The organism is Pseudomonas sp. Os17 (assembly GCF_001547895.1).
Taxonomy (GTDB): Bacteria; Pseudomonadota; Gammaproteobacteria; order Pseudomonadales; family Pseudomonadaceae; genus Aquipseudomonas.
Genome location: NZ_AP014627.1, coordinates 4,592,287 through 4,618,372 on the forward strand (window position 1 = coordinate 4,592,287; position 26,086 = coordinate 4,618,372).

The 26,086-nt window shown below is 65.5% G+C and carries 24 protein-coding genes and 2 pseudogenes; 13 read left to right on the forward strand and 13 right to left on the reverse strand.

What is annotated here, in order from left to right; genetic code table 11:
* Positions 1-4 precede the first annotated feature (4 nt).
* On the reverse strand, positions 5-253 hold the full coding sequence (locus POS17_RS20145) for a hypothetical protein (RefSeq protein ID WP_060840196.1): 249 nt from the start codon (positions 251-253) through the stop codon (positions 5-7).
* A gap of 134 nt (positions 254-387) precedes the next feature.
* Here POS17_RS20145 and nhaR point away from each other — a divergent pair, with 134 nt between their 5' ends.
* Positions 388-1,293 carry a transcriptional activator NhaR gene (gene nhaR / locus POS17_RS20150; protein WP_060840197.1) on the forward strand — a complete coding sequence of 302 codons (906 nt, stop codon included), beginning with the start codon at positions 388-390 and terminating at the stop codon, positions 1,291-1,293.
* Here the strand turns inward: nhaR and POS17_RS20155 are convergent.
* Positions 1,274-2,449 carry an MFS transporter gene (locus tag POS17_RS20155; RefSeq protein WP_060840198.1) on the reverse strand — a complete coding sequence of 392 codons (1,176 nt, stop codon included), beginning with the start codon at positions 2,447-2,449 and terminating at the stop codon, positions 1,274-1,276. The two genes, nhaR and POS17_RS20155, sit on opposite strands and share 20 nt — an antisense overlap.
* A 326-nt stretch (positions 2,450-2,775) precedes the next feature.
* Between POS17_RS20155 and sstT the strand changes: the two genes are divergently transcribed.
* Positions 2,776-4,008, forward strand: a complete 1,233-nt coding sequence (sstT, locus tag POS17_RS20160; RefSeq protein WP_060840199.1) for a serine/threonine transporter SstT — start codon at positions 2,776-2,778, stop codon at positions 4,006-4,008.
* 64 nt (positions 4,009-4,072) lie between these two features.
* Here sstT and POS17_RS20165 read toward each other — a convergent pair whose 3' ends face one another.
* Together POS17_RS20165 and POS17_RS20170 are read right to left on the reverse strand one after the other, a co-directional pair.
* Positions 4,073-4,582 carry a DUF1993 domain-containing protein gene (locus tag POS17_RS20165; RefSeq protein ID WP_060840200.1) on the reverse strand — a complete coding sequence of 170 codons (510 nt, stop codon included), beginning with the start codon at positions 4,580-4,582 and terminating at the stop codon, positions 4,073-4,075.
* Positions 4,583-4,653: 71 nt separating this feature from the next.
* Positions 4,654-5,682, reverse strand: a complete 1,029-nt coding sequence (locus POS17_RS20170) for an AraC family transcriptional regulator (protein ID WP_060840201.1) — start codon at positions 5,680-5,682, stop codon at positions 4,654-4,656.
* A gap of 175 nt (positions 5,683-5,857) precedes the next feature.
* Between POS17_RS20170 and POS17_RS20175 the strand changes: the two genes are divergently transcribed.
* The gene (locus tag POS17_RS20175; RefSeq protein ID WP_060840202.1) at positions 5,858-8,371 is read left to right on the forward strand and encodes a flavin-containing monooxygenase; all 2,514 of its coding nucleotides are present in this window, start codon (positions 5,858-5,860) and stop codon (positions 8,369-8,371) included.
* A 219-nt stretch (positions 8,372-8,590) separates the two neighbouring features.
* On the forward strand, positions 8,591-9,241 hold the full coding sequence (locus POS17_RS20180) for a YceH family protein (protein ID WP_060840203.1): 651 nt from the start codon (positions 8,591-8,593) through the stop codon (positions 9,239-9,241).
* 118 nt (positions 9,242-9,359) lie between these two features.
* Here POS17_RS20180 and POS17_RS20185 read toward each other — a convergent pair whose 3' ends face one another.
* Positions 9,360-10,178: a shikimate 5-dehydrogenase gene (locus tag POS17_RS20185; protein WP_060840204.1), complete on the reverse strand. Its 819-nt coding sequence runs from the start codon at positions 10,176-10,178 to the stop codon at positions 9,360-9,362.
* 254 nt (positions 10,179-10,432) lie between these two features.
* Here POS17_RS20185 and POS17_RS20190 point away from each other — a divergent pair, with 254 nt between their 5' ends.
* Together POS17_RS20190 and POS17_RS20195 are read left to right on the forward strand one after the other, a co-directional pair.
* The gene (locus POS17_RS20190) at positions 10,433-10,792 is read left to right on the forward strand and encodes a hypothetical protein (RefSeq protein WP_060840205.1); all 360 of its coding nucleotides are present in this window, start codon (positions 10,433-10,435) and stop codon (positions 10,790-10,792) included.
* A gap of 276 nt (positions 10,793-11,068) precedes the next feature.
* The gene (locus POS17_RS20195) at positions 11,069-11,263 is read left to right on the forward strand and encodes a hypothetical protein (RefSeq protein ID WP_016965586.1); all 195 of its coding nucleotides are present in this window, start codon (positions 11,069-11,071) and stop codon (positions 11,261-11,263) included.
* Between the two features lie 78 nt (positions 11,264-11,341).
* On the opposite strand, the gene POS17_RS20200 is transcribed toward POS17_RS20195, so the two are convergent.
* Positions 11,342-12,403, reverse strand: coding sequence for an AI-2E family transporter (locus tag POS17_RS20200; protein WP_060840206.1), 1,062 nt, complete (start codon positions 12,401-12,403; stop codon positions 11,342-11,344).
* 160 nt (positions 12,404-12,563) lie between these two features.
* Between POS17_RS20200 and trhP the strand changes: the two genes are divergently transcribed.
* On the forward strand, positions 12,564-13,889 hold the full coding sequence (gene trhP, locus POS17_RS20205) for a prephenate-dependent tRNA uridine(34) hydroxylase TrhP (RefSeq protein ID WP_060840207.1): 1,326 nt from the start codon (positions 12,564-12,566) through the stop codon (positions 13,887-13,889).
* Positions 13,890-14,024: 135 nt separating this feature from the next.
* On the opposite strand, the gene POS17_RS32765 is transcribed toward trhP, so the two are convergent.
* The 3 genes and pseudogenes from POS17_RS32765 to POS17_RS20215 all read right to left on the reverse strand — a co-directional run bounded on the left by POS17_RS32765 (position 14,025) and on the right by POS17_RS20215 (position 17,190).
* Positions 14,025-14,846: a methyl-accepting chemotaxis protein gene (locus tag POS17_RS32765; RefSeq protein ID WP_371920316.1), complete on the reverse strand. Its 822-nt coding sequence runs from the start codon at positions 14,844-14,846 to the stop codon at positions 14,025-14,027.
* 36 nt (positions 14,847-14,882) lie between these two features.
* Positions 14,883-15,704: pseudogene (locus POS17_RS32770) on the reverse strand (cache domain-containing protein); the annotation flags it as partial.
* A 169-nt stretch (positions 15,705-15,873) separates the two neighbouring features.
* Positions 15,874-17,190, reverse strand: a complete 1,317-nt coding sequence (locus POS17_RS20215; RefSeq protein ID WP_162492857.1) for a Na+/H+ antiporter family protein — start codon at positions 17,188-17,190, stop codon at positions 15,874-15,876.
* 1,743 nt (positions 17,191-18,933) lie between these two features.
* On the opposite strand from POS17_RS20215, the pseudogene POS17_RS32775 reads away from it, so the two are divergent.
* Both POS17_RS32775 and POS17_RS32780 read left to right on the forward strand, forming a co-directional pair.
* A pseudogene (locus POS17_RS32775) lies at positions 18,934-19,080 on the forward strand (HAMP domain-containing protein); the annotation flags it as partial.
* Between the two features lie 102 nt (positions 19,081-19,182).
* Positions 19,183-19,938 carry a methyl-accepting chemotaxis protein gene (locus tag POS17_RS32780; protein WP_371826206.1) on the forward strand — a complete coding sequence of 252 codons (756 nt, stop codon included), beginning with the start codon at positions 19,183-19,185 and terminating at the stop codon, positions 19,936-19,938.
* Positions 19,939-20,088: 150 nt separating this feature from the next.
* On the opposite strand, the gene POS17_RS20225 is transcribed toward POS17_RS32780, so the two are convergent.
* Genes POS17_RS20225 through POS17_RS20240 form a run of 4 tightly spaced genes read right to left on the reverse strand, consistent with a single transcriptional unit; the run spans position 20,089 to position 22,689 of the window.
* Positions 20,089-21,402, reverse strand: coding sequence for a sensor histidine kinase (locus POS17_RS20225; protein WP_060840211.1), 1,314 nt, complete (start codon positions 21,400-21,402; stop codon positions 20,089-20,091).
* A complete protein-coding gene (locus tag POS17_RS20230) occupies positions 21,399-22,067 on the reverse strand; it encodes a response regulator transcription factor (RefSeq protein ID WP_060840212.1) in 669 nt (222 codons plus the stop codon). Before POS17_RS20230 ends, POS17_RS20225 begins: the two co-directional genes overlap by 4 nt.
* Positions 22,067-22,381, reverse strand: coding sequence for a PepSY domain-containing protein (locus tag POS17_RS20235; RefSeq protein WP_060840213.1), 315 nt, complete (start codon positions 22,379-22,381; stop codon positions 22,067-22,069). Before POS17_RS20235 ends, POS17_RS20230 begins: the two co-directional genes overlap by 1 nt.
* Positions 22,381-22,689, reverse strand: a complete 309-nt coding sequence (locus POS17_RS20240; RefSeq protein WP_060840214.1) for a PepSY domain-containing protein — start codon at positions 22,687-22,689, stop codon at positions 22,381-22,383. Before POS17_RS20240 ends, POS17_RS20235 begins: the two co-directional genes overlap by 1 nt.
* Before the next feature lie 162 nt (positions 22,690-22,851).
* Between POS17_RS20240 and POS17_RS20245 the strand changes: the two genes are divergently transcribed.
* The 4 genes from POS17_RS20245 (at position 22,852) to POS17_RS20260 (ending at position 26,064) form a co-directional block, all read left to right on the forward strand.
* Complete coding sequence (locus POS17_RS20245; RefSeq protein WP_060840215.1) at positions 22,852-23,931, forward strand: patatin-like phospholipase family protein; 1,080 nt, start codon at positions 22,852-22,854, stop codon at positions 23,929-23,931.
* 129 nt (positions 23,932-24,060) lie between these two features.
* On the forward strand, positions 24,061-24,417 hold the full coding sequence (gene queD / locus POS17_RS20250; protein WP_011062303.1) for a 6-carboxytetrahydropterin synthase QueD: 357 nt from the start codon (positions 24,061-24,063) through the stop codon (positions 24,415-24,417).
* A 138-nt stretch (positions 24,418-24,555) separates the two neighbouring features.
* A complete protein-coding gene (locus POS17_RS20255; RefSeq protein WP_060840216.1) occupies positions 24,556-25,062 on the forward strand; it encodes a nucleoside 2-deoxyribosyltransferase in 507 nt (168 codons plus the stop codon).
* A gap of 141 nt (positions 25,063-25,203) precedes the next feature.
* Positions 25,204-26,064 (forward strand): MurR/RpiR family transcriptional regulator, encoded by an 861-nt coding sequence (locus POS17_RS20260; RefSeq protein ID WP_060840217.1) that lies wholly within the window; start codon positions 25,204-25,206, stop codon positions 26,062-26,064.
* The last annotated feature ends 22 nt before the right edge of the window (positions 26,065-26,086 follow it).

Below are 26,086 nucleotides of genomic sequence, written 5' to 3' on the forward strand. Positions count from 1 at the left end.
AAAGTCAGATTTCCTGGGAAGAATCGGGCTTCTTGGCCGCGTCGTCCTCTGGTTTTTCCTTGCCGGTCACGCTTTGCGTGGCCTCGCTCAGGGCCTGCTCGGCAGCCTTGTGGGTGTCATCGATGGCCTGCTTGGCCGTCTCGGCGGCCTTGTCCAGCACCTGTTGAGCGCTTTTTTCCGCCTGATCACACCCCGCCAGGGTCAGCATAGACAGGGCCAGCAACGAGGCCGCGCCCAGGGTTTTGAATGACATGCCGTATTCCTCGATAGAACGGACAGGGCCAATGCGGGCCCCGTCGATAGCGGGGCATTTTAAGGAGACGAATACTTCAGGAAAATTCGTATTTTTGGCAGTTATACTTCGGTTTTTACGAACTGGTAAGCGCCATGCTCAACTACCGCCAACTGCATTACTTCTGGGTTGTGGCCAAGACCGGCAGCATCGTGCGCGCCTGCGAGCAGCTCAACCTGACCCCACAAACCATCAGCGGGCAGATCAGCCTGCTGGAACAGACCTACGGCATCGAACTGTTTCGCCGGGTCGGGCGCCAGCTGGAACTGAGCGAAGCCGGACGCCAGGCGCTGCCCTACGCCGAACAGATGTTCCAGCTCGGCGGCGAACTGGAAGCCATGCTCCGCGCCCGCCCCGACGAGCAGCAGATCCAGTTCCGGGTCGGCGTGGCGGATGTGGTGCCCAAGTCCATCGTCTATCGCCTGATCGCCCCGACCATGGAGCTCAGCGAACCGATTCGCCTGACCTGCCGCGAAGACAAACTCGAACGGCTGCTGGCGGATCTGGCCATCCAGCGCCTGGATCTGGTGATCTCCGACAGCCCGATGCCCTCGCACCTGGACATCAAGGGCTACAGCCAGAAGCTCGGGGAGTGCGGCATCAGCTTCTTCGCCACCGCCGAACTGGCCCAGCAGCACGGCGCCGACTTCCCTCGCGGCCTGCACGGCGCGCCACTACTGATTCCCGGGCAGGAAACCGTGGTGCGCAGCCGCCTGCTGCGCTGGTTCGCCGAACAGCAACTGCAACCGCGGATCATCGGCGAATTCGACGACAGCGCCCTGATGCAGGCCTTTGGCCAATCCGGCAGCGGGATCTTCATCGCCCCCAGCGTGATTGCCGAGGAGGTCCGGCACCAGTACGGCGTCCAGCTGATTGGCCAGACCGACGCCGTGACCGAATCGTTCTATGCCATCTCGGTGGAGCGCAAGGTCAAGCACCCGGGCATCCTGGCCATCACCGAGGGCGCGCGCCGCGAACTGTTCACGCCCCTGGCGCATTGACAGAGGCGCAGGCCTGCGGCGTCTTGAGGTTCATCAGCAGCAGGGCCAGGGCAATCGACAGCAGGATGAACGCCGACGCCGCCATCCCCAGGCTGCCCAGGCCCAGGGTGTCGATTACCCGCCCGCCCACCATCGCCCCCAGGCCGATCCCCAGGTTGGCCCCGGCGATGTTCAGCGACGCGGCGAATGCCGGCGCTTGCGGCGCAGCCTTGATCAGGCGCACATGGCTGACCAGGAACAGCGCGGCCTGGGTCACGCCCCAGAGGCCCATCGCCGCCGCCAGCCCCAGGGTCGAATCGATACTCGGCACCAGGGCCAGCATGCCGCCCATCATCAAGGCGCAGAACACCATGGAGGCGATCAGCGGATGGCGGTCCACGGCCCGGCCACCCAGGGAGTTGCCGATCAGCCCCACGGCGCCGAAGCCCATCAGGCACCAGCCCACCAGGGTGCCGTCGAAACCGGCCAGGCGTTCGAGGATGTCCGCCAGGTAGGTGTAGGCGGTGAACATGCCGCTGAACACCAGGATCGACAGCAGCACATGCCCCTGCATCAGCGGGCTGCGCAGGATGCGAAACTGCGCCCGCAGGCTCGCCTGCGGGTTGTGCGGCCTGGTTTTCGGCAGATAGACCCACAGCAGCAGGGCCTTGGCGAAGGCCACCAGGGCCAGGATGCCGAAGGCGCTGCGCCAGCCGAACGCATCGGCGATCAGGGTGCCCACGGGAATCCCGAACACCGTGGCACAGACGATGCCGAAGCCGATCTTGGCAATGGCCCGCCCGGCATGATCCGGGCCGACGATATCCACCGCCGTTTCACTGGCCAGGGCCCAGAACACCGGCAACCCCAGGGCCGGCACCAGGCGTGCCAGGGCCATCACCCAGATGTTCGGCGCCAGGGCCGCCAGGGTGTTGGCCAGGCCAAACATCAACAACACGCCGATAAACAGCTGCTTGCGCGGAAAACGCGCGAAATAGGCCGTGAGGAAGGGCCCGAACGCGGCGACGGTAAAGGCGAACAGGGTCACCAGCAAGCCGGCCTGCGACACGCTGACCTGCAAGTCCCGGGCTATCGACGGCAACAGGCCGACGATGACGAACTCCGTGGTCAACACGGTAAAACCCGCGGCGGACAACAGCAGGATGGGCAACAACATCGCAAACTCCAGAAACAACGACAGCAGCGACAGCCCGAAGGGCCCGCTGACTGGATAGAAAAGGGGGTGACGGATCTTAACAGAGAGGGCACGGGTCTGGGCAACCGCCCCGTCCCCGGCACCGGACATCAGCGGTGGCAGATCGTCACATCGACGCAGGAAGCCCGAGCGCCTGTGATAAAGTCCGCCCCCTGCCAAAAACAGTGGTTGTCGTACTGGCTTGCCCGTCAGGCCACCCGATCGCCCGTTGCCCTTTGCCACCGCATCCCTGGATGCCGGCTCAGCCCCGGCATGCACTGCACATTAAAAAAAACAGAGATACCGCTATGAGCGCTGCACCTCCTTCCTTCCTGCACACCCTCAAACGCCTGAGCCTGGTGACCCAGATCGTCATCGGCCTGATTGCCGGGATCGCCCTGGCCCTGCTGGCCCCCGAAGTGGCGAAGTCCACCACCTTCATCGGCAAGGTCTTCGTCTCGGCGCTCAAGGCCGTGGCGCCGATCCTGGTGTTCGTGCTGGTCATGGCCTCGATCGCCAACCACAAGCACGGCCAGGAAACCCATATCCGGCCGATCCTGGTGCTCTACCTGCTGGGCACCTTCGCCGCGGCGGTGGTCGCGGTGATCGCCAGCAGCCTGTTCCCCTCGTCCCTGGTCCTGGCCACCCACGACGTCGCCGTGACTGCCCCCGGCGGTATCAGCGAAGTGCTGCAAAGCCTGCTGCTGAGCGTGGTGGACAACCCGGTCAGCGCCCTGATGAACGCCAACTTCATCGGCATCCTGGCCTGGGCCATCGGCATGGGCGTGGCCATCCGTCATGCCGGCGAGACCACCCGCGCCGTGCTCGATGACCTGTCCAACGGGGTCACCGTCATCGTGCGCGTGGTGATCCGCTTCGCGCCCCTGGGGATCTTCGGCCTGGTGGCCTCGACCCTGGCCACCTCCGGCTTCGATGCCCTGCTCGGCTACCTGCACCTGCTGGCGGTACTGATCGGCTGCATGCTGTTCGTGGCGCTGGTGATGAACCCGCTGATCGTGTTCTGGAAAATCCGCCGCAACCCCTTCCCGCTGGTGCTGACCTGCCTGCGCGAGAGCGGCATCACCGCCTTCTTCACCCGCAGCTCGGCGGCCAACATTCCGGTCAACCTGGAGCTGAGCAAGCGCCTGGGCCTGCATGAAGACACCTACTCGGTGTCCATCCCCCTGGGCGCCACCATCAACATGGCCGGCGCGGCGATCACCATCACCGTGCTGACCCTGGCCGCCGTGCACACCCTGGGCATTGCCGTGGACCTGCCGACCGCCGTGCTGCTCAGCGTGGTGGCGGCGATCTGCGCCTGCGGCGCTTCCGGCGTTGCCGGCGGCTCGCTGCTGCTGATTCCCCTGGCCTGCAGCCTGTTCGGCATCCCCAGCGAAATCGCCATGCAGGTGGTCGCCGTGGGCTTCATCATCGGCGTGCTGCAGGACTCGGCGGAAACCGCGCTGAACTCCTCCACCGACGTGCTCTTCACGGCCGCCGCGTGCATGGCCCAGGAAGACAAGGCGCAAGCCGCCGCCTGATCCAGCGCCCACTAAAAAGCCCGGCCAGGGTCAACCTGGCCGGGCTTTTTTATCACCTGGGGTTTTAGAACGCGCCCATGTAGTCGCGCTTGCCCACTTCCACACCGTTGTGACGCAGGATCGCGTAGGTGGTGGTGACGTGGAAGAAGAACTGCGGCAGGCCGTAGGTCAGCAGGTAGGACTGGCCAGTGAAGCGCTTCTCTTTCGGGGTGCCCGGACGGGTGACGATCTCGATGCCTTCCTTGCCATCGATCTGCGCCGGCTGGATGCCGTCGATGAAGGCCAGCACCTTGGCGATCAGCGCCTGCAGGTCGGCGAAGGTGGTTTCGCTGTCGTCGTACTTGGGCAGCTCGACCTCGGCCAGGCGGGCCGACACGCCCTTGGCGAAGTCCACGGCGATCTGCACCTGACGCACCAGAGGGAACATGTCCGGGTACAGGCGGGCCTGAAGCAGGGCATTGGGCTCGATGTTCTTCGCCGTGGCGTGAGCTTCGGCCTTGTGCAGGACATCGCTCAGGGCATTGAGCATTTGCTTGAAGACGGGAACGGAAGCGGCATACAGGGAAATAGTCATGACAGTCTCGACACAGATGGCGGGAATACAACGAGCAGCGATTATAGCCACTGCGGCCCGGTGCGGGGCCTTTATCCCGGAGGCCCCCGGCGATAGGCGCTGGGGGCGACGCCGAACCAGCGCTTGAAGCTCTGGGAAAAACTCGACAGATCGCTGAAACCCAGCTCTTCCGCGATCCGGGTCAGGCTCAAGGCGCGATTGCCCAACAGTTCCAGGGCCCGGGCGCCGCGCTGCTCGGCCAGCAACTGGCGATAGCTGGTGCCCTCTTCCTGCAGGCGTCGTTTCAGGGTGCGCACACTGGTCCGACTCAGACGAGCCATCCCCGGCAGATCCGCGACCTTGCCGGCAGGCAGGGCCTCGAGGTGCTGGCGGACCAGGGCCGCCATGCCCTGATGAGCCTGTCGGCGCTCAAGCAACTGCCGGCACATCTGCTCGCACATCGCCACCGTCAGCGGGTTGGCCTGGGGCAAGGCGCGATCCAGGAAGCGCCGGTCGAACGCCAGGCTGTCGAGCGCCGCCCGGTACTCGGGCACCCGGCCCAGCACCCGCGGCGCATCGCTGGCAGCGCGATCCGCGGGAGGCGCTGCGCGACGGGTCAGGCGGGCCAGACAAAAATCCTCACCGACAATCTCCTGCATCAAGACCGCGGCAGCGGCCATGTCCCGTTCCAGCAGAAACGCCGCCACCTGCGGATCGGCCACCGGCGGCGCACCGAACGTCAGCACGCCCAGATCCCGCTCCAGTCGGTAGCCGATGGAAGCAAAGGCATAGGTCAGCGGCAGAAAGCGCAGGGCCAGGTCCAGCGCATCCGCCGGCGTCGCGCTGCTGATCAGGCCGTAGCCGAACAGGCCGTAGGTGGAGAAGTGATAACGCGCCCCCACCTCATAGCCCAGCCCGGGAGGATGGCCCAGGAGCTGCAGCAGATTGCTCGCCAATCGCAGCTCCTGGGCCGCCAGCAGCACCGTATTGGGGTCCTGCAACACCTCCAGGGACACCGCGCAACCGGCCAGCAGGCGCGTCGGCGACAGGCCCCTTTCAAGCGCAAAATTCACCAGCAGCAAGGCGCTGGACGGTCCCCGGGTGAATGCTTGAACGTTCATGGCCTGACTCATGGGCGGCGGATTTGGCCCAAATACTAAAGCACTTGTCCCGTTGCAGCATGGGGTCCCCGGATGTTTGCCCCCATGCTTCACTCAACGGGGCCGCGCCACCGTCGGCAGAGCCCGGCCCCGGGTCGATCCATCCTGCGTCCACAACAATAACAACGAGGTCGTCATGCCCGAATCCACCGCCCCTGAAAACCTTCGCTCCAGCCCCTGCGCGCCCCTGGAAGCCCTGATCATCGGCAGCGGCTTCGGCGGCCTGGGCATGGCCATCGCCCTGCGCAAGGCCGGGGTCAGCCAGTTCATCCTGCTTGAGAAAGGCCAGGACGTCGGTGGCGTCTGGCGCGACAATACCTACCCTGGCGCTGCCTGCGACGTGCCTTCGCACCTGTATTCATTTTCCTTCGAGCCCAACCCGCGCTGGTCCCGGGTGTTCGCGCCCCAGGCCGAGATCCACGACTACCTGCAGCATTGCGCCCGCACCTACGACCTGCTGCGACACATTCACTTGGGCAGCGAAGTGCGCCACGCCCGATTCGATGAGACCTGCCAGTACTGGCAGGTCGTCTGCAACGATGGCCAGGAGCATTTCACCCGCCTGCTGATCAGCGCCGTCGGCCAGCTCAGCCGCCCCGCCCTGCCCAAACTGCCGGGCATGGACAACTTTCGCGGCAAGGTCTTCCACTCCGCCCACTGGGACCACGACTACCCCCTGGCCAACAAACGGGTGGCGGTGATCGGCACCGGCGCCTCGGCCATCCAGTTCGTGCCGCAGATTGCCGATCAGGTGGCAGCACTCAAGGTCTTCCAGCGCTCGCCGGCCTACATCCTGCCCAAGGCCGACCGGGCCTACAGCGAGCAAGAAAAACAGCGCCTGGCCCGCCAGCCCTGGCGGATGAAACTGCTGCGCGCGGCCCATTACCTGCATTTCGAATCCCGGGCCCTGGGCTTCACTCGCCTCAAGGGCCTGACCAAATGGGTGGTCGGCCTCCCCTTTCGCCAACTGCTGGAGGCTTCGGTGCCCGACCCCGAGCTGCGCCGCCAGATGACCCCGGACTACCCCATCGGCTGCAAGCGCATCCTGCTGTCCAATGACTACCTCAAGACCTTTGCCCGCCCCCATGTGGAGCTGCTGACCCAGGGCATCGCACGCATCACCGAACACGGCATCGAGACCCTCGACGGCCAGCAGCACCCGGTGGACGCGATCATCTACGGCACCGGCTTCGCCGCCACCGAGTTCCTTGCGCCCATGCGCATCAGCGGCCGCAACGGCCTGGAACTGAACCAGGCCTGGCAAGCAGGCGCCAGCGCCTACCTGGGGCTCAGCGTCCCCGGGTTCCCCAACTTCTTCATGCTCTACGGGCCAAACACCAACCTGGGTCACAACTCCATCATCCACATGCTGGAAAGCCAGATCAGCCACGTGCTCAAGGCCCGCCAGGCCCTACAGGCCAGCGGCGCGCAGACCCTGGAAGTGCAGGAGGCCCCGCACCGGCGCCTGCAACAGCGGATCCAGCGGCGCCTGGCCGATTCGGTCTGGAGCGGATGCACCAGCTGGTACGTCGACGCCCGCGGCCACAACAGCACCAACTGGCCCGGATTCACCTGGACCTACAGGTGGTTGACCCGCTATGCCGGGCTTGCCGCCTATCGTTTCGCCAGCCCCCTGGAGCCGCACTCGGCAGCGGCCGACGGCCAGCGCGTGGCGTCACCGCGGGATTGGCTGGAACGGGGTCACGCGGCCTTGCTGCGGCTGTTGCTGCGGGCCAGCTTCCGCGCCCTGATCGGCCCGCCCCGGGAGCTGGTGCGCCAACGCCAGATCGTCAACGCCCTGGCCTGGCTGATGCCCGGTTGCGCCGGGGTCCGGCGCCGGCAGCATTGGCTGGGCAGCCTGCCGGTGCAGAAAGTCGACGCCGGTGCCACGCCCGACCAGGGCGTGATCCTCTACCTGCACGGCGGCGCCTTCTGCCTGGGCAGCCCGCGCAGCCACTTCAGTGTCACCAGCCGCCTGGCCCGGGACAGCGGCTGCAGCGTCTGGGTGCCCGACTACCGGCTGGCACCGGAGCACCCCTACCCCGCCGCGCTGGAGGACTGCCTGGCCTGTTACGACGCCATCCGCGCCCAGGGCTGCCCGGCCGAACGACTGCTGATTGCCGGCGACTCCGCCGGGGGCGCCCTGGTCCTGGCCCTGGCACTGGCCTTGAAGCAGCGCGGCGAGACGATTGCCGCCGGGCTGATACTGCTGTCGCCGGTCACCGATCCGGATCTGCGTGGCGCCAGCCTGCAATCGCGCCAGGAGGCCGACCCGATGATTCGCCGCGACTGGCTGGAGCAAGCCCTCAAGGCCTACGCGGCGCCGGCGCCCAGCCATCGCCCCCTGGAGGCGGACCTGCGTGGCCTGCCACCGATGCTGATCCAGGTGGGCGACCAGGAGCTGCTGCTGTCGGACTCGGTTCGCCTGGCCGAGCGCGCCCGGCAGGCCGAGGTGAGCTGCCGCCTGGAAATCCATGAGGATCGCTGGCACGTCTTCCAGTTGCAGGCGTTCTACCTGCGTTCCGCGAGAAACGCCCTGCTCGCCGTCGCCCGCTTCAGCCGCCAGTGCCTGGAAGCATCGGGCGAGCCCGCAGCCGCCGCGGACTCGACGCCGGCGACACAGCCGGCCACAGATCCGCAAGCGAGCTGAGCGGGCCGCCCTCGCCCGGATCACCAGGGCGGGGACGCTGCGGCAAGCAGGGTGTTTGTCCGGGTCCGACCAAGTTCTGATGGCAAGATCCGGGTTCTGAAGGTAAAACAGAGCCCCTCCAAGGTGGCCCACCCGGCCACGGAAAAACCGCGGCGCCGATCCGGCGCCCTGTTGCGGTTTTTCACGACCCACCCATCAGTGACCAAGGGACCAGCACTTATGAGCAGCGAGCACGACACCCCCGGCGAAGAACTGCGCTTGAGCAGCAGCGACATCCGCATCCTGGGTTCGTTGATCGAAAAGCAGGCCACCAGCCCGGAAACCTACCCCCTGACCCTCAACGCCCTGGTACTGGCCTGCAATCAGAAAACCAGCCGCGAACCGGTGATGAACCTGACGCCAGGCCAGGTTGGCCAAAGCCTGCGCGCCCTCGAAGCCCGGGGCTTCACCCGGCTGGTCATGGGCAGCCGCGCCGATCGCTGGGAACAGCGCCTGGACAAGGCCCTGGAACTGGTGCCGGCGCAGTTGATCCTCTGCGGCCTGATGTTTCTGCGCGGTCCGCAAACCGTCAACGAGCTCCTGACCCGCAGCGGACGCATGCATGATTTCGAAGACAGCGAGCAAGTCCTGCACCAGCTCGAACGCCTGATCGCCCGGGGCCTGGCCCTGCACATTCCGCGTCAGGCCGGTCAGCGCGAAGACCGCTACACCCACGCCCTGGGCGACCCGGCGGACATCGAGGCGATTCTCGCCGCCCGGGGCAACCCAGTGGAACGCAGCACGAGCGGCGGCGTTTCAGTGGAACGCATCGAAGAACTGGAAGCGCGGATTGCCGCCCTGGAAGAGCGCCTGGCCCAGCTCGAGGGCTGATCCTGGTAGCCGCTGCCGCAGGCGCTGATCGCCCCCGAAGGAGGCGTCGCACCTAAGGCACGCCCAAGGCCCTGCGGGCCTTGTCGCAGCCTGCGGCAGCGGCTACAGCGTTGCGGTTTCAGGGCCGGGCGAAGGCCACGGCCTTCTGGAACTGCTCCTCGCTCGGGCGCACCCCGGTATACAGCACGAACTGCTCCAGGGCCTGGATGGCAATCACCTCCAGCCCGGTGATCACCTGCTTGCCCTCGGCCCGGGCCCGCAGGATCAGCGGCGTTTCCGGCGGCACCGCCACCACGTCGAACACCGTGTCCGCCGCCGCTATCGCCTCGGCGTCGAACGCCAGTTGCTGGGCTTCCTCGCCACCGCTCATGCCGATCGGGGTCACGTTGATCAGCATCTGCGGCCGCAGGCTGCCCAACTCGGCCTGCCACTCATAGCCCAGGGAATGGGCCAGCGCGCGCCCGGCCACTTCGTTGCGAGCGACGATCACCCCACGGGCGTAACCGCCATCGCGCAAAGCACTGGCCACGGCCTTGGCCATGCCGCCGCTGCCGCGCAGGGCGAAGGTCGACTCCCGGGGCACGGCGTGTTCGGCCAGCAGGCGGGCCACGGCGATGTAATCGGTGTTGTAAGCCTTCAGATGGCCATTGGTATTGACGATGGTGTTGATCGAGGCGATGGCCCGGGCCGAGGCATCCAGTTCATCCACCAGGGCGATGCAGTCTTCCTTGAACGGCATGGACACGCCGCAGCCGCGAATCCCCAGCGCGCGAATCCCCCGGACCGCGCCGGGCAGGTCCTGGCTGCTGAAGGCCTTGTAATAGAAGTTGAGCCCCAACTGCTCATACAGGTGATTGTGAAAGCGCAGGCCGAAATTCCCAGGACGCCCGGACAGCGACATGCACAACTGGGTGTCTTTGTTGGGGTTCATTTGCATGTTCATCTCCTTGCTGGGCACTTTCGGATAGACGGGATTGGTCAGCCAAGCCCTTGTGCCCGATCATATCGCCGCGGGTTCACAGGCCTCTTCAGCGCCCAGGGATGACGGTAAAGAGACCGGTACAGACCTTACACAATATTTACTCAGCGGCTGTGCAGATTTTGCAAAAACCGCTGTCTTAGAAGTATCCCCGCGTCAGTTCTTGAGTCTGGTGCAGACCATGAACGCGGAGGTTGAACCGAGGAACAACCATGATTTCCAAAATCCCCAAGATAGCCTTGCTCATTGGCGCACTCGCTGTCGCAGGCCAGGCGTCCGCCCACGGCGGTGGCTGGGCCGGGCCCGCCGCATTGGGTGCTGTTGTCGGCGCAGCCGTAGTGGGTTCGGTGATCGCCAACCAGGATCGTCCGGTCTATGTGCAGCAGGCGCCGGTGTATGTCCAACCGCAGCCGGTGTACGCCGCGCCACCACCGCCGGTCTACTACCAGCCGGCACCGGTCTATGTGCAGCAGCCGGTCTACTACCGCCCGGCGCCGGTGTACTACGGCCCGCCCCGCGGCTACTACGGCCACCCTCATTACTACTACGGCCCGGGTCCCGGCCGCTGGTAACGCGCCACTGAAACAGCCACAGGCCCCGCCCATCCAGCGGGGCTTGTTGCATTTTGCCATCACCCAAATGTCTGAATAGTTCAGCATCATGTCGCGACTGGAACAGTATTTGCCTGAAAATCCGGCAATAGTGTGCCAATCCCGACGACGCCTCGAGCGACATGGGACTGTCACGCGTGTGTCATTCAGGGACTGCAAGATCGACCGGGTCCGCTCGCCCCACGCCTGTCATAGCAGCCCTGTCACAACAGGCCCATAACAACAAGGACGAAACCCATGCCCACGCAAAACCCGCACCGCGTCGAAGGCCTCTGCACCTCCAGCCGGGTGTACGACGCCCTGACCGAACTCAAGCATCTGGAAGGCCATCGCAGCGCCAAGTTCCTTTCGCTGCTGACCCAGAACCTGGTGCGCAAGGGCCTGCTCAACGAGCAGGAAGTGCTGCACATGCTCGATCAAGTGGTGGACTGAACCGCCCACGCCGGTAGCACCGGTAGCAATGCCCAGCAGCGCAATAGGTGATGTTTCGTAGCACCGGGCCGTCCAGCGCTAGGGCAACTGCACCCGCGGCCGGGTTTCGACGAACAGCGCCCAGCTGGACATGAACAATGCGGCGATCAACGGCCCGATGACAAAACCGTTGAGGCCGAAGATCGCCAGCCCGCCCAGGGTCGAGATCAGGATCAGGTAATCCGGCATCCGCGTATCCTTGCCCACCAGGATCGGGCGCAGCAGGTTGTCCACCAGACCGATCACCAGCACCCCGAACAGCACCAGCACCACCCCTTGCCAGATCGCGCCGCTGATCAGGAAATACGCCGCCACCGGCCCCCAGACAATCCCCGCCCCCACCGCCGGCAACAGCGACAGAAAGGCCATCAGCACCGCCCAGAGCAAGGCGCTGGGAATATCGAGAAACCAGAAGATCAGCCCGCCCAGGGCGCCCTGAGTCACCGCCACCAGCACATTGCCCTTGACCGTGGCCCGCACCACCCGATTGAACTTCAATTGCAGTCGGCGCTTCTGGTACTCGGCCAGGGGCACGGCGCTGCGGATCTTGCGCACCAGCTCGGCGCCATCGCGCAGAAAGAAAAACAGCAGGTAGAGCATGATGAAAAAACTCACCACGAACTCGAAGGTGCCCTGGCCGAAGCTGAAGGCCTGGGTCGCCAGGTACTGACTGCCCTGCATCGCGCCCTTGACCGCCTTGTCCTGCAAGCCCTTGAGCTCGCCCAGGCCCAGGCGGTCCAGCACGTGCTGCAGGTACGGCGGCAGGCCGTGCTTGAACTGGGCCAGGTAGCCGGCGATATCCAGCTGGCCGCTTTCGATCTTCTGGTACAGCTCGGCGCCTTCCTGAACCAGCAGCACGCCAGTGACGATCACCGGCAGGATGGCGATCAGCAGGCAAATCAACAGCGTGCACAGGGCCGTGAGATTGCGCGGCCAACCGAACTTCAGTTGCAGGCGGCGCTGCAGGGGAGCGAAGACGATGCCGAGAATCACCGCCCAGAACAGCGCCCCGTAGAACGGCAGCAGAATCCAGATGAACGCCACCGTCACCAGGGCCAGCAACAGCAGCAGGCTTTTGTTTTGCAGGTTGTTTTGGTTCATGTCCGGTCCCGGTCGGTCAACGCTCGATTGCGGCGTCCTGAGGGTTAGTCCGCAAGCGTGTTGCCGAGTGCGTTTTTTTCTGCGCCAGACATAGACCCAGATCAATAAATGCCCCGGCGCGCTGGCTTACCCTCGCGACCTTTTGCGACCGACAAGCCCCATGACGCTCCTCGCCAAACCCGAACTCCTGGCCCCCGCCGGCACCCTGAAGAACATGCGCTACGCCTTCGCCTACGGCGCCGATGCGGTGTACGCCGGCCAGCCGCGCTACAGCCTGCGGGTGCGCAACAACGAATTCGACCACGCCAACCTGGCCCTCGGCATTCGCGAGGCCCAGGCCCAGGGCAAGCGTTTCTACGTGGTGGTCAACATCGCCCCGCACAATGCCAAGCTCAAGACCTTCCTCAAGGACCTGCAACCGGTCATCGACATGGCGCCGGATGCGCTGATCATGTCCGACCCGGGCCTGATCATGCTGGTGCGCCGGCACTTCCCGCACATGCCGATCCACCTCTCGGTGCAGGCCAACACGGTGAACTGGGCCAGCGTCGAGTTCTGGCAACAACAGGGGCTGACCCGGATCATCCTGTCCCGGGAGCTGTCCCTGGAAGAGATCGAGGAGATCCGCCAGCAAGTACCGGCCATGGAGCTGGAAGTCTTCGTCCACGGCGCCCTGTGCATGGCCTACTCCGGGCGCTGCCTGCTGTCGGGCTACATGAACAAGCGCGACGCCAACCAGGGCACCTGCACCAACGCCTGCCGCTGGAAATACAAGGCCGAGCAAGCCACCGAAAACGACCTGGGGGAAATCGTCCAGACCTTCCAGCCGGAGCCGACCCTGGGCCTGGGCGCACCCACCGAGCAGGTGTTCCTGCTGCAGGAAGCCAACCGCCCGGACGAGCTGATGCCGGCCTTCGAGGACGAGCACGGCACCTACATCATGAACGCCAAGGACCTGCGGGCGGTGCAGCACGTCGAGCGCCTGACCCGCATGGGCGTGCACTCCCTGAAGATCGAAGGCCGGACCAAGTCGCACTTCTACTGCGCGCGCACCACCCAGGTGTACCGCCGGGCCATCGACGACGCCGTGGCCGGGCGCGAGTTCGACCGCAGCCTGATGAACGACCTGGAGTCCCTGGCCCAGCGCGGCTACACCGAAGGCTTCCTGCGCCGCCATGTGCACGACGAGTACCAGAACTACCAGAACGGCAGTTCGGTGTCGGAGCGCCAGCAGTTCGTCGGCGAACTCACCGGCGAGCGCCGCGACCGCCTGGCCGAAGTCAAGGTCAAGAACCGATTCACGGTGGGCGATCACATGGAACTGATGACCCCCAAGGGCAACTTCCACTTCGACCTGCACCAACTGCAGAACGCCAAGGGCGAAGCCATCGAAGTCGCCCCGGGCGATGGCCACACGGTGTACCTGCCGATCCCGGATCAAGTGGACCTGCAGTTCGCCCTGCTGATGCGCGACATCAGCGCCTGACACGGCGCAATGACCACCTGTCGTAGCCACGGCTGCGCCTGAGTTCGCAGCGGTCGCGCCGCTTGGCCCGCCAAGCCAGGCCCTTGGGGCCTTTTCCGGGCCTTGCGGGCTCGCTAGCGGCTACGGCAGGCTCCCTCAGATCCGGAACTGCCCCACCAACCGACCCAGGCGCTGGCCCAGATCCGCCAGGCTGCGAGAGGTCTGGGCCCCGCGCTGGGTTTCATCGGCCACGCTGTCCACCGCCACGGCGATCTGGTGCACGCTGCGGTTGATCTCCTCGGCCACCGCGGTCTGCTCCTCGGCGGCGCTGGCAATCTGCGCGTTCATCGAATTGATGGTGCCGATCAGCTGGGCCATGGTGTCCAGCGAAGCCCCGGCCTCGTTGGCCTTGACCGAGGTGCCGTCGCCGGCGTCGCTGGAGCGGCGCATGGCGTCCACCGCCACCCGGGTGCCCTGCTGCAGACGGTCGATCATGCCCTGGATTTCCTGGGTGCTCTGCTGAGTACGGCTTGCCAGGGCCCGGACTTCGTCGGCGACCACGGCAAAACCGCGCCCGGCCTCCCCGGCCCGGGCCGCTTCGATGGCGGCGTTGAGCGCCAGCAGGTTGGTCTGTTCGGCAATCGAGCGGATCACATCCAGCACGCTGACAATCGACGACACGTCCTGCTGCAGGCTGTCCAGGGAGGTGCCGCTGTTGCGGATATCGCTGACCAGGGAATGGATCTGCTGGATGCTGCCGTCCACCACGCGCTTGGCCGCCTGGCCTTCTTCATCGGTCTGCTGCGCCGCCACCGCCGCGCCCTGGGCACTGCGCGCCACTTCCTGGGCCGCAGAAGACATTTCATTGATCGCCGTGGCCACCTGATCGGTCTCGTGGCGCTGGCGCTCCATGGCCTGCTCGGAGCGGTGCGCCTGGTCCGACACCTGGGTCACCAGCTCGGTGAGCTGTCCGGTCATCTCGGTGATCTGCCGCACCAGGCCGTGGATCTTGTCGACAAAGCGGTTGAACGAACCGGCCAGCTCGCCCAACTCGTCCTGGCTGGTAATCGCCAGGCGCCGAGTCAGGTCGCCTTCGCCGGCGGCGATGTCATCCAGGTTGGCCTTCATCAGGTTCAGCGGCCGCAGCATGGTGTTGGCCACCAGCAGCCCCAGGGCCGCGATCACCAGCAGCACCACCGCGGCAATCCCGAGAATGCTCAGGACCATGCCTTCCATGCGTTGGTTGACGCTGCTCTCCACCGCTGCCACCTGGGCGTCGATGCCGTCGAGGTTGACCGAGGTGCCCAGCACCATGTCCCACTTGGGCAGGTACTCGGTGTAGCCCAGCTTGGGCACCAGCACATCGCTGCCCGGCTGGGTCGAGCTGTATTGCACGTAGTGACTGCCGTCCTTGCCCACGCGTACCAATTCGCGGTTGACGTAGACCCCATTGGGGTCGCGGTTGTCCTTGAAGCTCTTGCCCACACCGTCCGCGCTATTGCCCTTGAACAGGCGCACGGTCTCGGAGTCGTAGCCGAAGAAGTAGCCGTCCTTACCGTAACTGATGTTCGACAGCAGCTTGACCACCTCGGCCCGAGCCGCCTGATCCCCGGGGGCTGCCGCGTCGTACAGCGGCTTGACCGTGTTCAGGGCCACTTCGACATAGCTCTGCAGCGTGGCCTTGGCCTCGCCCAGCAGGCGCTGACGGGTTTCCTCGACTTCTTTCTGGGCCTGCTGACGCAGCATGAATACCGTGCTCAGGCTGATCACCAGCGCAAACAACAGTACCGGGAGGACTGCCAGGGACAGGACTTTGGCCTTCAGGCTCAAGCGCATAGGGGGGCTCACTCTGGTTTTTTATTGGCGTGATAACCGCGTTAGCGGCACGCCCGTCCAAAAGTTGAGCCTGAACCCGCAGGCGCCGGCCTGTCGGCGAAGAGGCCCTTGAGCCCTGCACCGACCTTGCCGACGCCCACACCGCCCCGTTCCCGGGAGAGGCAGGTGGTCAGAGAACCATGGCGGCCACCCAGCCGAAGGCCAGCAACGGCAGGTTGTAGTGCAGGAAGGTCGGGACCACGGTGTCCCAGATATGGTGGTGCTGGCCATCGATGTTCAGGCCCGAGGTCGGCCCCAGGGTCGAGTCCGAGGCCGGCGAGCCCGCATCCCCCAGCGCCCCGGCGGTGCCCACGATGCAGACGATCGCCAGCGGGCTGAAGCCCAGCTGCACGCACAGCGGCACGAAGATCGCCGCGAGGATCGGCACCGTGGAAAACGACGAGCCGATGCCCATGGTCACCAGCAGCCCCACCAGCAGCATCAACAAGGCACCCACGCCCTTGCTGTGGCCGATCCACGCCGCCGAGGCCTGGACCAGGGAATTGACCTCGCCGGTGGCCTTCATCACTTCGGCAAAGCCCGAGGCGGCGATCATGATGAAGCCGATCATGGCCATCATCTTCATGCCTTCGGTGAACAGCTCGTCAGTCTCGCGCCAGCGCACAATGCCCGACGCCGAGAAAATCAGAAACCCGCACAAAGCACCGATAATCATCGAGTCCAGCAGCAACTGGATCACGAAGGCAGCGACAATCGCCAGGCCCGCCACCAGCAGGGTCCGCGGGTTGTACTGCACCGCCACCTGCTCGACCTTCTCGATCCGGTCCAGGTCATACACGCGCTTCTTGCGGTAGCTGACAAAGGCCAGCAGCAAGCCACAGAGCATGCCCAGGGCCGGAATGCCCATGGCGTGAGTGACATTCACCTGACTGATGTCCACCCCGCTGCGGGCCACGTTGGCCAGGAGGATCTCGTTGAGGAAGATGTTGCCAAAGCCCACCGGCAGGAACATGTAGGGGGTGATCAGGCCGAAGGTGATGACGCAGGCGATCAGCCGCCGGTCCAGTTGCAGCTTGGTCAGCACATACAGCAGCGGCGGCACCAGCAGTGGAATGAAGGCAATGTGGATCGGCAGGATGTTCTGCGAGGCAATCGCCACCACCCACAGCAGGCCGATCAGCAGCCATTTGACCTGGCCGCCGCCCTGGGCATCCTGGCGATCCACCAGCACCAGGATCTTGTCCGCCAGGGCGTGGGCCAGGCCGGACTTGGCAATGGCCACGGCGAACGCGCCGAGCAAGGCGTAGGACAAGGCCACGGTGGCACCGCCGCCCAGGCCGCTGTTGAACGCCTTGAGCGTGGCCTCGATACCCAGGCCGCCGGTCAGGCCGCCCACCAGCGCGCCAACGATCAGGGCGATCACTACGTGCACGCGGGACAGGCTGAGCACCAACATCACGCCAACCGCGGCAATTACTGCGTTAATCATCGTTACCTCATTACTGCACCAGCAAAAATGGCGCAAAAGCCTGTGACCGACCGGAAGGCAGCGGGCTGCCGACATCGAAATGAAAGAGGTTCAAGGGTCTGTTGCCATTTGGTGACGAGCCGCGTTGCTGGGCCAAACGGAGCGAGGCAAGGCGCGGGATGCCGCTAATGGTGCTCCCTTGGCAAATCCCGCAACGCAGCCTCGCGCCGTTTGGCACGCAACCCGAAGGGACGGGGGCCCACTTGGCACAGAGCTGTGTTGCTCGGAGCTTATTTGGAACAACCAAACCGCGCTTCTCGCGCCTTGCCCTGTGCCAAGTGGGCTGCCGTCGCGGCCTGTCACCCAATGGCAACAGACCCTAAGGGGCGCGCACTTTGCAGCAGCAGGCCCGGCTTGTCAAAACCCGGCTCCTGTCGAGCCCCATGCCAGCGAAGCCCCAAGCCCGACCCCCTCCCCGTGGCGAGGGAGCTTGCTCGCGCTGGGCGGCGCAGCAGCCCCGAAGCTTCGCGGTTAATTTCGAACAAGCGTTTAAAGAACGCCGTTCGTCGGCCGTTACAGTGCGATGTCTCAGATATTTATCGAATAAAGGACGTCTCCATGTCGCTCAGACAACTTTCCATCCAATGGAAGATCACCCTGCTGGCCGGACTCTGCCTGTTGGGCATCGTCTCGCTGTTGGTGGGGCTTTCGCTGTATCGCATGGAGCACAGCTCCGAGCTGGTAAAGACCTCGAGCATGGAGATGCTCAACGAAGCCGCCCAGGCGCGGATCGAGGCCCAGGGTGAAGTCCAGGCGCTGGGCATTCGCCAGCAGTTCATGGACGCCTACCAGTACGGCCACGGCTTCTCGCGCCAGGTGCTGTTCCTGCGCGAACAGGCCGAGAAGCGCTTTCTCGACGCCTTCGACCTGCGCGAGGACCTGACCCGCCAGGTCAAGTCGGCGCTGCAGGCCAACCCCGACCTGCTGGGCCTGTCCCTGGTGTTCGAAGCCAACGCCCTGGATGGCAAGGACGAATTGTTCAGCGGCCAGAGCGAACTGGGCAGCAACGAAAAGGGCCGCTTCGCCCTGTACTGGTCCCAGCCCACCCCGGGCAAGCTGACCGCCATGTCGCTGCCGGAAAGCGACATGAGCGACACCCGCACCGGCCCCAGCGGCCAGCCGGCCAATGCCTGGTTCACCTGCCCGCGCAGCACCCTCAAGCCCTGCGTGATCGAACCCTACTTCTATGACATCGACGGCCAGAAGGTGCTGATGACCAGCATCGTCTTCCCGCTGCTGGTCAACGGCAAAGTCATCGCCTCGCTGTCGGTGGACATCAACCTCAACAGCCTGCAGGCCATCAGCCGCAACGCCAGCCAGAAGCTCTACGCCGGCCAGACCAGCGTCAGCATCCTCAGCCCGGTGGGCCTGCTGGCCGGCTACAGCCCGGACGCCAGCAAACTCAGCCAGCGCCTGGACAGCGTCGACAGCCTCAACGGCGCCGAGCTGATCCGCCAGCTGGCCGGCAGCACCCAGACCCACAGCCTGCACAGCAACCATGAACTCAAGGTGCTCGCCCCCTTCACCCCGATCCCCGGCGGCAAGCCCTGGGGCGTGCTGCTGGACGTACCGGAAAAGGTCCTGGTGGGCCCGGCCGAAACCCTGAAAAGCCAGCTCGATGCCGACAACCGCAGCGGCACCCTGATGGAGCTGGGCCTGGGCCTGCTGGCCGCCGTGGTCGGCCTGCTGCTGGTGTGGCTGATGGCCCGCAGCGTGACCCGGCCGATCCTCGGCGTGGCCCACATGCTCGAAGACATCGCCAGCGGTGAAGGCGACCTGACCCGGCGCCTGGCTTACGACAAGCAGGACGAGCTGGGCCAGCTGGCCGGCTGGTTCAACCGTTTCCTCGACAAGCTGCAGCCGATCATTGCCGAAGTGAAACGCTCGGTGCAGGACGCCCGCGGCACCGCTGACCAGTCATCGGCCATTGCCACCCAGACCAGCGCCGGCATGGAGCAGCAGTATCGCCAGGTGGACCAGGTGGCCACCGCGTCCCACGAAATGAGCGCCACCGCCCAGGACGTCGCCCGCAGCGCGGCCCAGGCGGCCCAGGCGGCGCGGGATGCCGACCAGGCCACGCAACAGGGCCTGACCGTGATCGACCGCACCACCCGCAGCATCGACCAACTGGCCGCCGACATGAGCGCCGCCATGACCCAGGTCGAAGGCCTGGCCGCCAACAGCGAACAGATCGGCACGGTACTGGAAGTGATCCGCTCGATTGCCGAGCAGACCAACCTGCTGGCCCTCAACGCTGCCATCGAAGCGGCCCGCGCCGGAGAGGCCGGACGCGGTTTTGCGGTGGTGGCCGACGAAGTGCGCAACCTGGCCCAGCGCACCCAGGAGTCGGTGGAGGAAACCCGCCAAGTGATCGAGCAACTGCAAACCGGCACCCGGGACGTGGTGGGGTCGATGAACAACAGCCATCGCCAGGCCCAGGGCAGCGTCGAGCAAGTCGGTCAGGCGGTCACCGCCCTGCGCCAGATCGGCGATGCGGTGACGGTGATCAGCGACATGAACCTGCAGATCGCCAGCGCCGCCGAACAGCAGAGCGCAGTGGCCGAAGAGATCAACAGCAACGTGGCGACCATTCGCGATGTCACCGAGTCGCTGTCGGAACAGGCCAATGAGTCGGCGCGGGTCAGCCAGTCCCTCAACAGCCTGGCCAACCAGCAACAGAGCCTGATGGACCAGTTCCGCGTCTGACCCTGTGCAAAGGCCCTTCGGGCCTTGTCGCAGCCTCGCCAGGGCTCGGCAGCGGCTACACCGGCACCAAACCGAATGCTGTAGCCGCTGCCGCAGGCTGCGAACGGCACGCAGGGCCGCCAAGGTTCGTAGGTCGAGCGCCCGCCGAGTTCAGCGCTTGGGCAGCTCGACCTCCACCCGCAAGCCGCCCCACTCGCTGTCCCCCAGGTTCAGGCGGCCGCCGCAGGCGTCGACGATGTCGCGCACAATGCCCAGGCCCAGCCCATGGCCATCGGTCTGTTCATCCAGGCGGGCACCACGACTGAACACCTCCGCCCGCCGTGCTTCGGGAATGCCCGGGCCGTCGTCCTCCACCCGCAGGCAAAAGTCCTGCGACCGCTCCTCGACGCTCAGGCGCACCTGGGCATCGGCCCATTTGCAGGCGTTGTCCAGCAGATTGCCCAACAGCTCCAGCAGGTCTTCCCGGTCCCAGGGCAGGCGCAGCCCCGGTGGCGCCTGGTAACTCAAGTCCAGGTGCTCGCCATGGATCATGTTCAAGGTCGCCAGCAAGCCCGGCAGTTCGGCATCGCATTCGAACAGCACCCCGGGCAAGGCATCCCCCGCCAGCCGCGCGCGGTTGAGTTCACGATTGAGGCGCTGCTGCACTTGCTGCAATTGCTCCAGCAGCACCTTGCGCAGCTCGGGGTGGCCATCGAGCTTGGGCCCCGACGCCAGGCTCAGGAGCACCGCTAGAGGGGTTTTCAGGGCGTGGCCAAGGTTGCCCAGGGCATTGCGCGAGCGGTTCAGGCTGTCTTCGGTGTGGGCCAGCAAATGGTTGATCTGCGCCACCAAAGGCTCCAGCTCCAGCGGCACCCGGGCATCGAGCTGCGAACGCTGGCCCTGCTGCAACTGGGCGATCTGCTCGCGGGCGGTTTCCAGGGGACGCAGGGCCCGGCGCACGGTCATGCGCTGCAGCAACAGGATCAGCAGCAACCCCGCCAGCCCCAGGCCAAGACCGACCTGACGCATGCGCTGGAAGCTCTCGCGCACCGGGGTGTAGTCCTGGGCCACGCTGATGGAAATGGACTGGCCCAGACGCTTGTAGTCGCTGCGCAACACCAGCAGTTGCTGGCCCTCGGGCCCCAGTTGCAGGTCGCTTTGCAGGCCGGCGCGCGCAAGCTGCGGCAGTTCCTGGTCCCACAGGGAGCGGGAACGCCAGTGCACGTCGGCAAAATCGATACGAAAGTAATGCCCGGAAAAGGGCCGCTGATAAGCCGGCGACAGGCGCCGCTCGTCCAGCTGCAAGCCTTGCGGACCGCGCACCAGGGCCAGCAACAGGCTCTCGCTGTCTTCCCGCAGCCCGGCCTCCAGGTAACGCTGCAGGCCCACTTCAAACAGCCAGAGGCTGGTCTGGGCCAGTACCAGGCCGACCACCAGCATCACCGTGATCAGCCCCAGGCTCAGGCGCCGCTGGATCGACCTCACGAAGCCGTCCCGCCGAACAGGTAGCCCTGGCCGCGACGGGTTTCGATCACCTCGCGGCCGAGCTTGCGCCGCAGGTGGTTGACGTGGACTTCAAGCACATTGGAGTCGCGCTCGGTTTCACCGTCATACAGGTGTTCGGCCAGGTGGCTTTTGGACAGGATCTGCTGCGGGTGCAGCATGAAATAGCGCAGCAGGCGGAACTCGGCGGCGGTCAGCAGCACGTCCTGGCCATCGCGGACCACGCACTGGCGGCCTTCATCCAGTTGCAGCCCGGCGGCCTGCAGGGTCTGCTGATTGGCCTGGCCGTGGGAACGGCGCAGCAGGGCCTGGACCCGCAGGTGCAGCTCCTCGGGATGAAAGGGTTTGCTCAGGTAATCGTCGGCACCGGCCTTGAGCCCCTCGATGCGCTCGGCCCAGGAGCCACGGGCGGTGAGCACCAGCACCGGGGTCGCCAGCCCGTCCGCGCGCCACTGGCGCAATACCTCCAGGCCCGGCACCCCGGGCAGGCCGAGGTCGAGAATGATCAGGTCGTAGGGTTCGCTGGCGCCCTGGTACAGCGCGTCGCGGCCATCGGCCAGCCAGTCCACGGCGTAGCCCTGCAGCTTCAGGCCTTCGAGCAGTTCATCGGCCAGGGATACATGATCTTCCACCACAAGCAGGCGCATCAGTCGTCTTCCTCATCTTTCAACAGGCGCCCGGTGGCGGCGTCCAGGTCCAGCTCGCGGACCACGCCGTCCACGGTCAAGAGCTCGACTTCATAAATGTACACATCGTGTTTTTCTTCAAGTTCAGTTTCCAGCAGCTTGGCCCCGGGGTAGCGGTCCAGGGCCTGCTTGAGCAACTGCTCCAGGGGCAGGATCACCCCCTGCTGGCGCAGGCGCAGGGCTTCGTCCTGGTCCAGGTCGCGGGCCATGGCCAGGGAGCAGAACAGCAGCGCCAGGGCGGCACAGCTGCCGGCGATGCGCAGAGTCCGGTTCATTAAGTGTCCTGATGATCCTTGAGTACCTGGCCGCTCACCGCGTCCAGTTCCAGGTCCCACTCCAGTCCCTGCGGGTCGCGCAGCTCAACCTGGTAGATGTACTTGCCGTACTCTTCCTCCAGCTCGGTTTCGCTGATGCTCGCCCCAGGATGCCGGGACAGGGCCGTGGCATTGAGTTTTTCAAAGGACACAATGGTACCAGCGTCGCGCAGCCGCAGGGCTTCGTCGGGGCCCAGGTCGCGGGCGTGAGCCAGGCTGGCGGTCAGAGCGATCAGGCTGGCGCTGAACAGCGCGGTCAGGGTTTTCATGGCAGTTCTCCAAGGTCGCAGGCCACAAGGCCGATGCCGCAAACGATACCCAAGGCAACTTAATTGAAACTGAATCGCCATCATGGGCCTGACAGAACTTTCACTCGGCCCCCGGCGCCCGGGTTCTCTATACTCGGCGGCTGATTCAAGAGTGAGCCCGGTATGACCGCCATCCATATCAAGTTTCCCGCCCTGACCCTCAAGGCCGGCCCCCGCGCCCTGGCCCGCATCCGCCGCCAGGGCCTGCACGCCGGTGAAGTCGGCACCTTGCCGGGCGCCGCCGGCGGCCCCAAGGCCCTGGGCATTCAGGGCCTGGACCTGGCGCTGTTCGGCGAATGGCTGCCCGCCGCGCCCCGCGAACGCTCGCTGATCGGTGCCTCGGTGGGTTCCTGGCGCTTCGCCAGCGCCTGCCTGCCGGATGCCGCCGAAGGCATCCGCCGCCTGGGCCAGCTGTACAACGCCCAGAGCTTCGCCAAGGGCGTGACCATGGCGCAGATCAGCCAGAGCTCGCAGCGCATGCTCGACGACCTGCTCGATGGCCGCGACGCCTCGATCCTCGACAACCCCCACTACCGGCTCAACATCATGGTGGTCAAAAGCCACGGCCTGCTCGCCGACGACCATCGCGGGCGCCTGGGCCTGGGCCTGTCCTCGGTGATCGCCGACAACCTGCGGGGCCGCGCGCGGTTGTCGCGGCACTTCGAACGCCTGGTGCTGCACGACCCGCGCCTGGCCCCGCCGCTGCACGCCCTGGAAGACTTCCCTTCGCGCTTCGTGCCCCTGGATCGCGGCAACCTGCGCCAGGCACTGCTGGCCTCCGGCTCGATCCCCATGGTCATGCAGGGCGTGCGCGAACTGCCCGGGGCCGGCACCGGCACCTTCCGCGACGGCGGCCTGCTGGACTACCACCTGGACCTGCCCTACAGCGGCAGCGACATCGTGCTCTACCCGCACTTCACCGATCGGGTGATCCCCGGCTGGTTCGACAAGACCCTGCCCTGGCGCCGGGCCAGCCCCGAACGCCTGCGCGACGTCCTGCTGCTGGCGCCGTCGAAGGAGTACCTGGCGCGCCTGCCCTACGGCAAGCTGCCGGACCGCAACGACTTCAAGCGCTTCATGGGCGACGACGCCGGCCGGCAAAAATACTGGCGCAGCGCCATGGACGAAAGCCGGCGCCTGGGCGACGAATTCCTCGAACTGGCGGCGCAGAACCGCCTGGGCGAACGCCTGCAAAGCCTCTAGAAACCCGCCGGCGTGGCGGACTGACCCTTTAGTCAGGGTTTTTCCGCAGCCCGGGAGCCAAGCTGATAAACTCGCCGCCTGCCTCAACTCGCCCGCGGGCGACGCCACCTGACAGAGCTGACCGACACTGTGGAAATCTTCAAAGAATTTACCTTCGAATCCGCCCATCGCCTGCCCTTCGTGCCCGAAGGCCACAAGTGCGGCCGCCTGCATGGCCACTCGTTCAAGGTGGCGATCCACCTCAGTGGCGAGGTCGACGCGCACACCGGCTGGATCCGCGACTTCTCGGAAATCAAGGCGATCTTCAAGCCGCTGTACGAGCGCCTGGACCATAACTACCTGAACGACATCCCCGGCCTGGAAAACCCCACCAGCGAAGTCCTGGCCAAGTGGATCTGGAACGAGCTCAAGCCGCTGCTGCCGGAGCTCTCGGCGATCCGCATCCACGAAACCTGCACCAGCGGCTGCATCTACCGCGGCGAATAATCCGCGCCCTGCTGGGCTGGCCAGCGCTGGTGACGCCGAATCAGTGATCGGCCGGGAGCGCCGCGTTTAGCGCATTTGGGGTGGCGCTGCCACCCAGCGGGAGCAAGCTCCCTCGCCACAGAAGAGATCGAGCTGCCCGTGAGCCCACGTATCTACCTCGCCGGTTTCGATGTGTTTCGCCGCGATGCCCAGGCCCATGGCCAATACCTCAAGCAACTGTGCAGCGCCCAGGGCCTGCACGGTCTGTTCCCCCTGGATAACCAGGCCCCGCAGAACCTCTCGCCAGAAGCCACGGCGCAGTGGATCTGCCAGCAGAACCTGGCCATGCTCCACGCCTGCGACGCCCTGCTGGCCAACCTCAACGACTTTCGCGGCCTGGAGCCGGATTCCGGCACCGCCTTCGAAGTGGGCGCGGCCATCGCCCTGGGCAAGCCGGTGTGGGCCTACTTCAGCGGCCCCGCGACCCTGCGCCAGCAGGTGCCCCACGACGCCCAGGGCCGCGATGCCCAGGGTTTTGCGGTGGAAGACTTCAATCTGCCGCGCAACCTGATGCTGGCCTGCACCTGGAGCGGTCGTAGCACCTGTGTGGAAACAGCCATCCGTGACCTCGGGCACTGGTTGAACGCAGCCCCTGCGGCCCACTGAAGATAACCAGCAGCGTCACTTTCTGCCGAAAACGACCTCGTCGGACAAAAGCCTTGTTTTGCCGCGAAGGCCGATGTTATGTTTCTAACACGAATTACAAAAATGAAACTTCAATAACATTTTCCGCGAACGCCTGGCGAGATGGTCATGGACAAGAACAGTTTCCAAGTCACCCTGGAGCAGCAGTTTGCAAGCCTGACGCCCACCGGCAAGCGCATCGCCACCTACCTGCTGGCCAACCTCCAGCAACTGCCCTTCGAGACCGCCGACAGCATCGCCCAGCAAGCCGGCACCACGGGCATATCCGTGGGGCGCTTCCTGCGCTCGCTGGGCTACCGCAACCTGGATGACGTCAAGCAAGGCCTGCGCGGCGATACCCCGGCCTCCTGGCTGATCACCGACCGGCTTGGCGCGTTTCGCAGCGAAGCCCATCAGGACGACGCCCTGGAGCGCTCGATGCATCGCGAGATCGAGGCCATCCAGCATGTCTACGGCCTGGCCCGCAGCCCAGCGTTCGACGCGATCGTGCGGCAGATCGTCGAGGCCGACGCGGTGTTCATCATCGGCATCCAGTCGACCCGGGGCATCCTCAACGCCTTCCACAGCCACCTGGAATACATCCGGCCCAAGGTCTATTACGTCGACGGCCTGTCGGGCATCTACGCGGAAACCCTGAACTCGGGCTTCGCCAAGCCCTACGCGATCATTTCCGACTTTCGCGCCTACTCCGCCATCACCCAGACCTTCTGCGAAGTGGCCAACGCCAACGCCCTGCCCCTGGCCCTGGTCACCGACCTGCAATGCCCCTGGGCCCGGGACTACCCGCTGGACCTGCTGCAACTGAAAACCGATGTCGGCCAGTTCTGGGATTCCCTGGCGCCGCTGACCTGCCTGTTCAACCTGATGGTGTCCGCGGTGGCCGAGGGCTATGGCGAGCGCCTGGATGAGCGCCTGGCGAAGAACCGAGCGTTGCAGGAAGCCTTCGGCCAGTTCGAGTCCTGACCTTCAAGCCTGTCCCAAGATG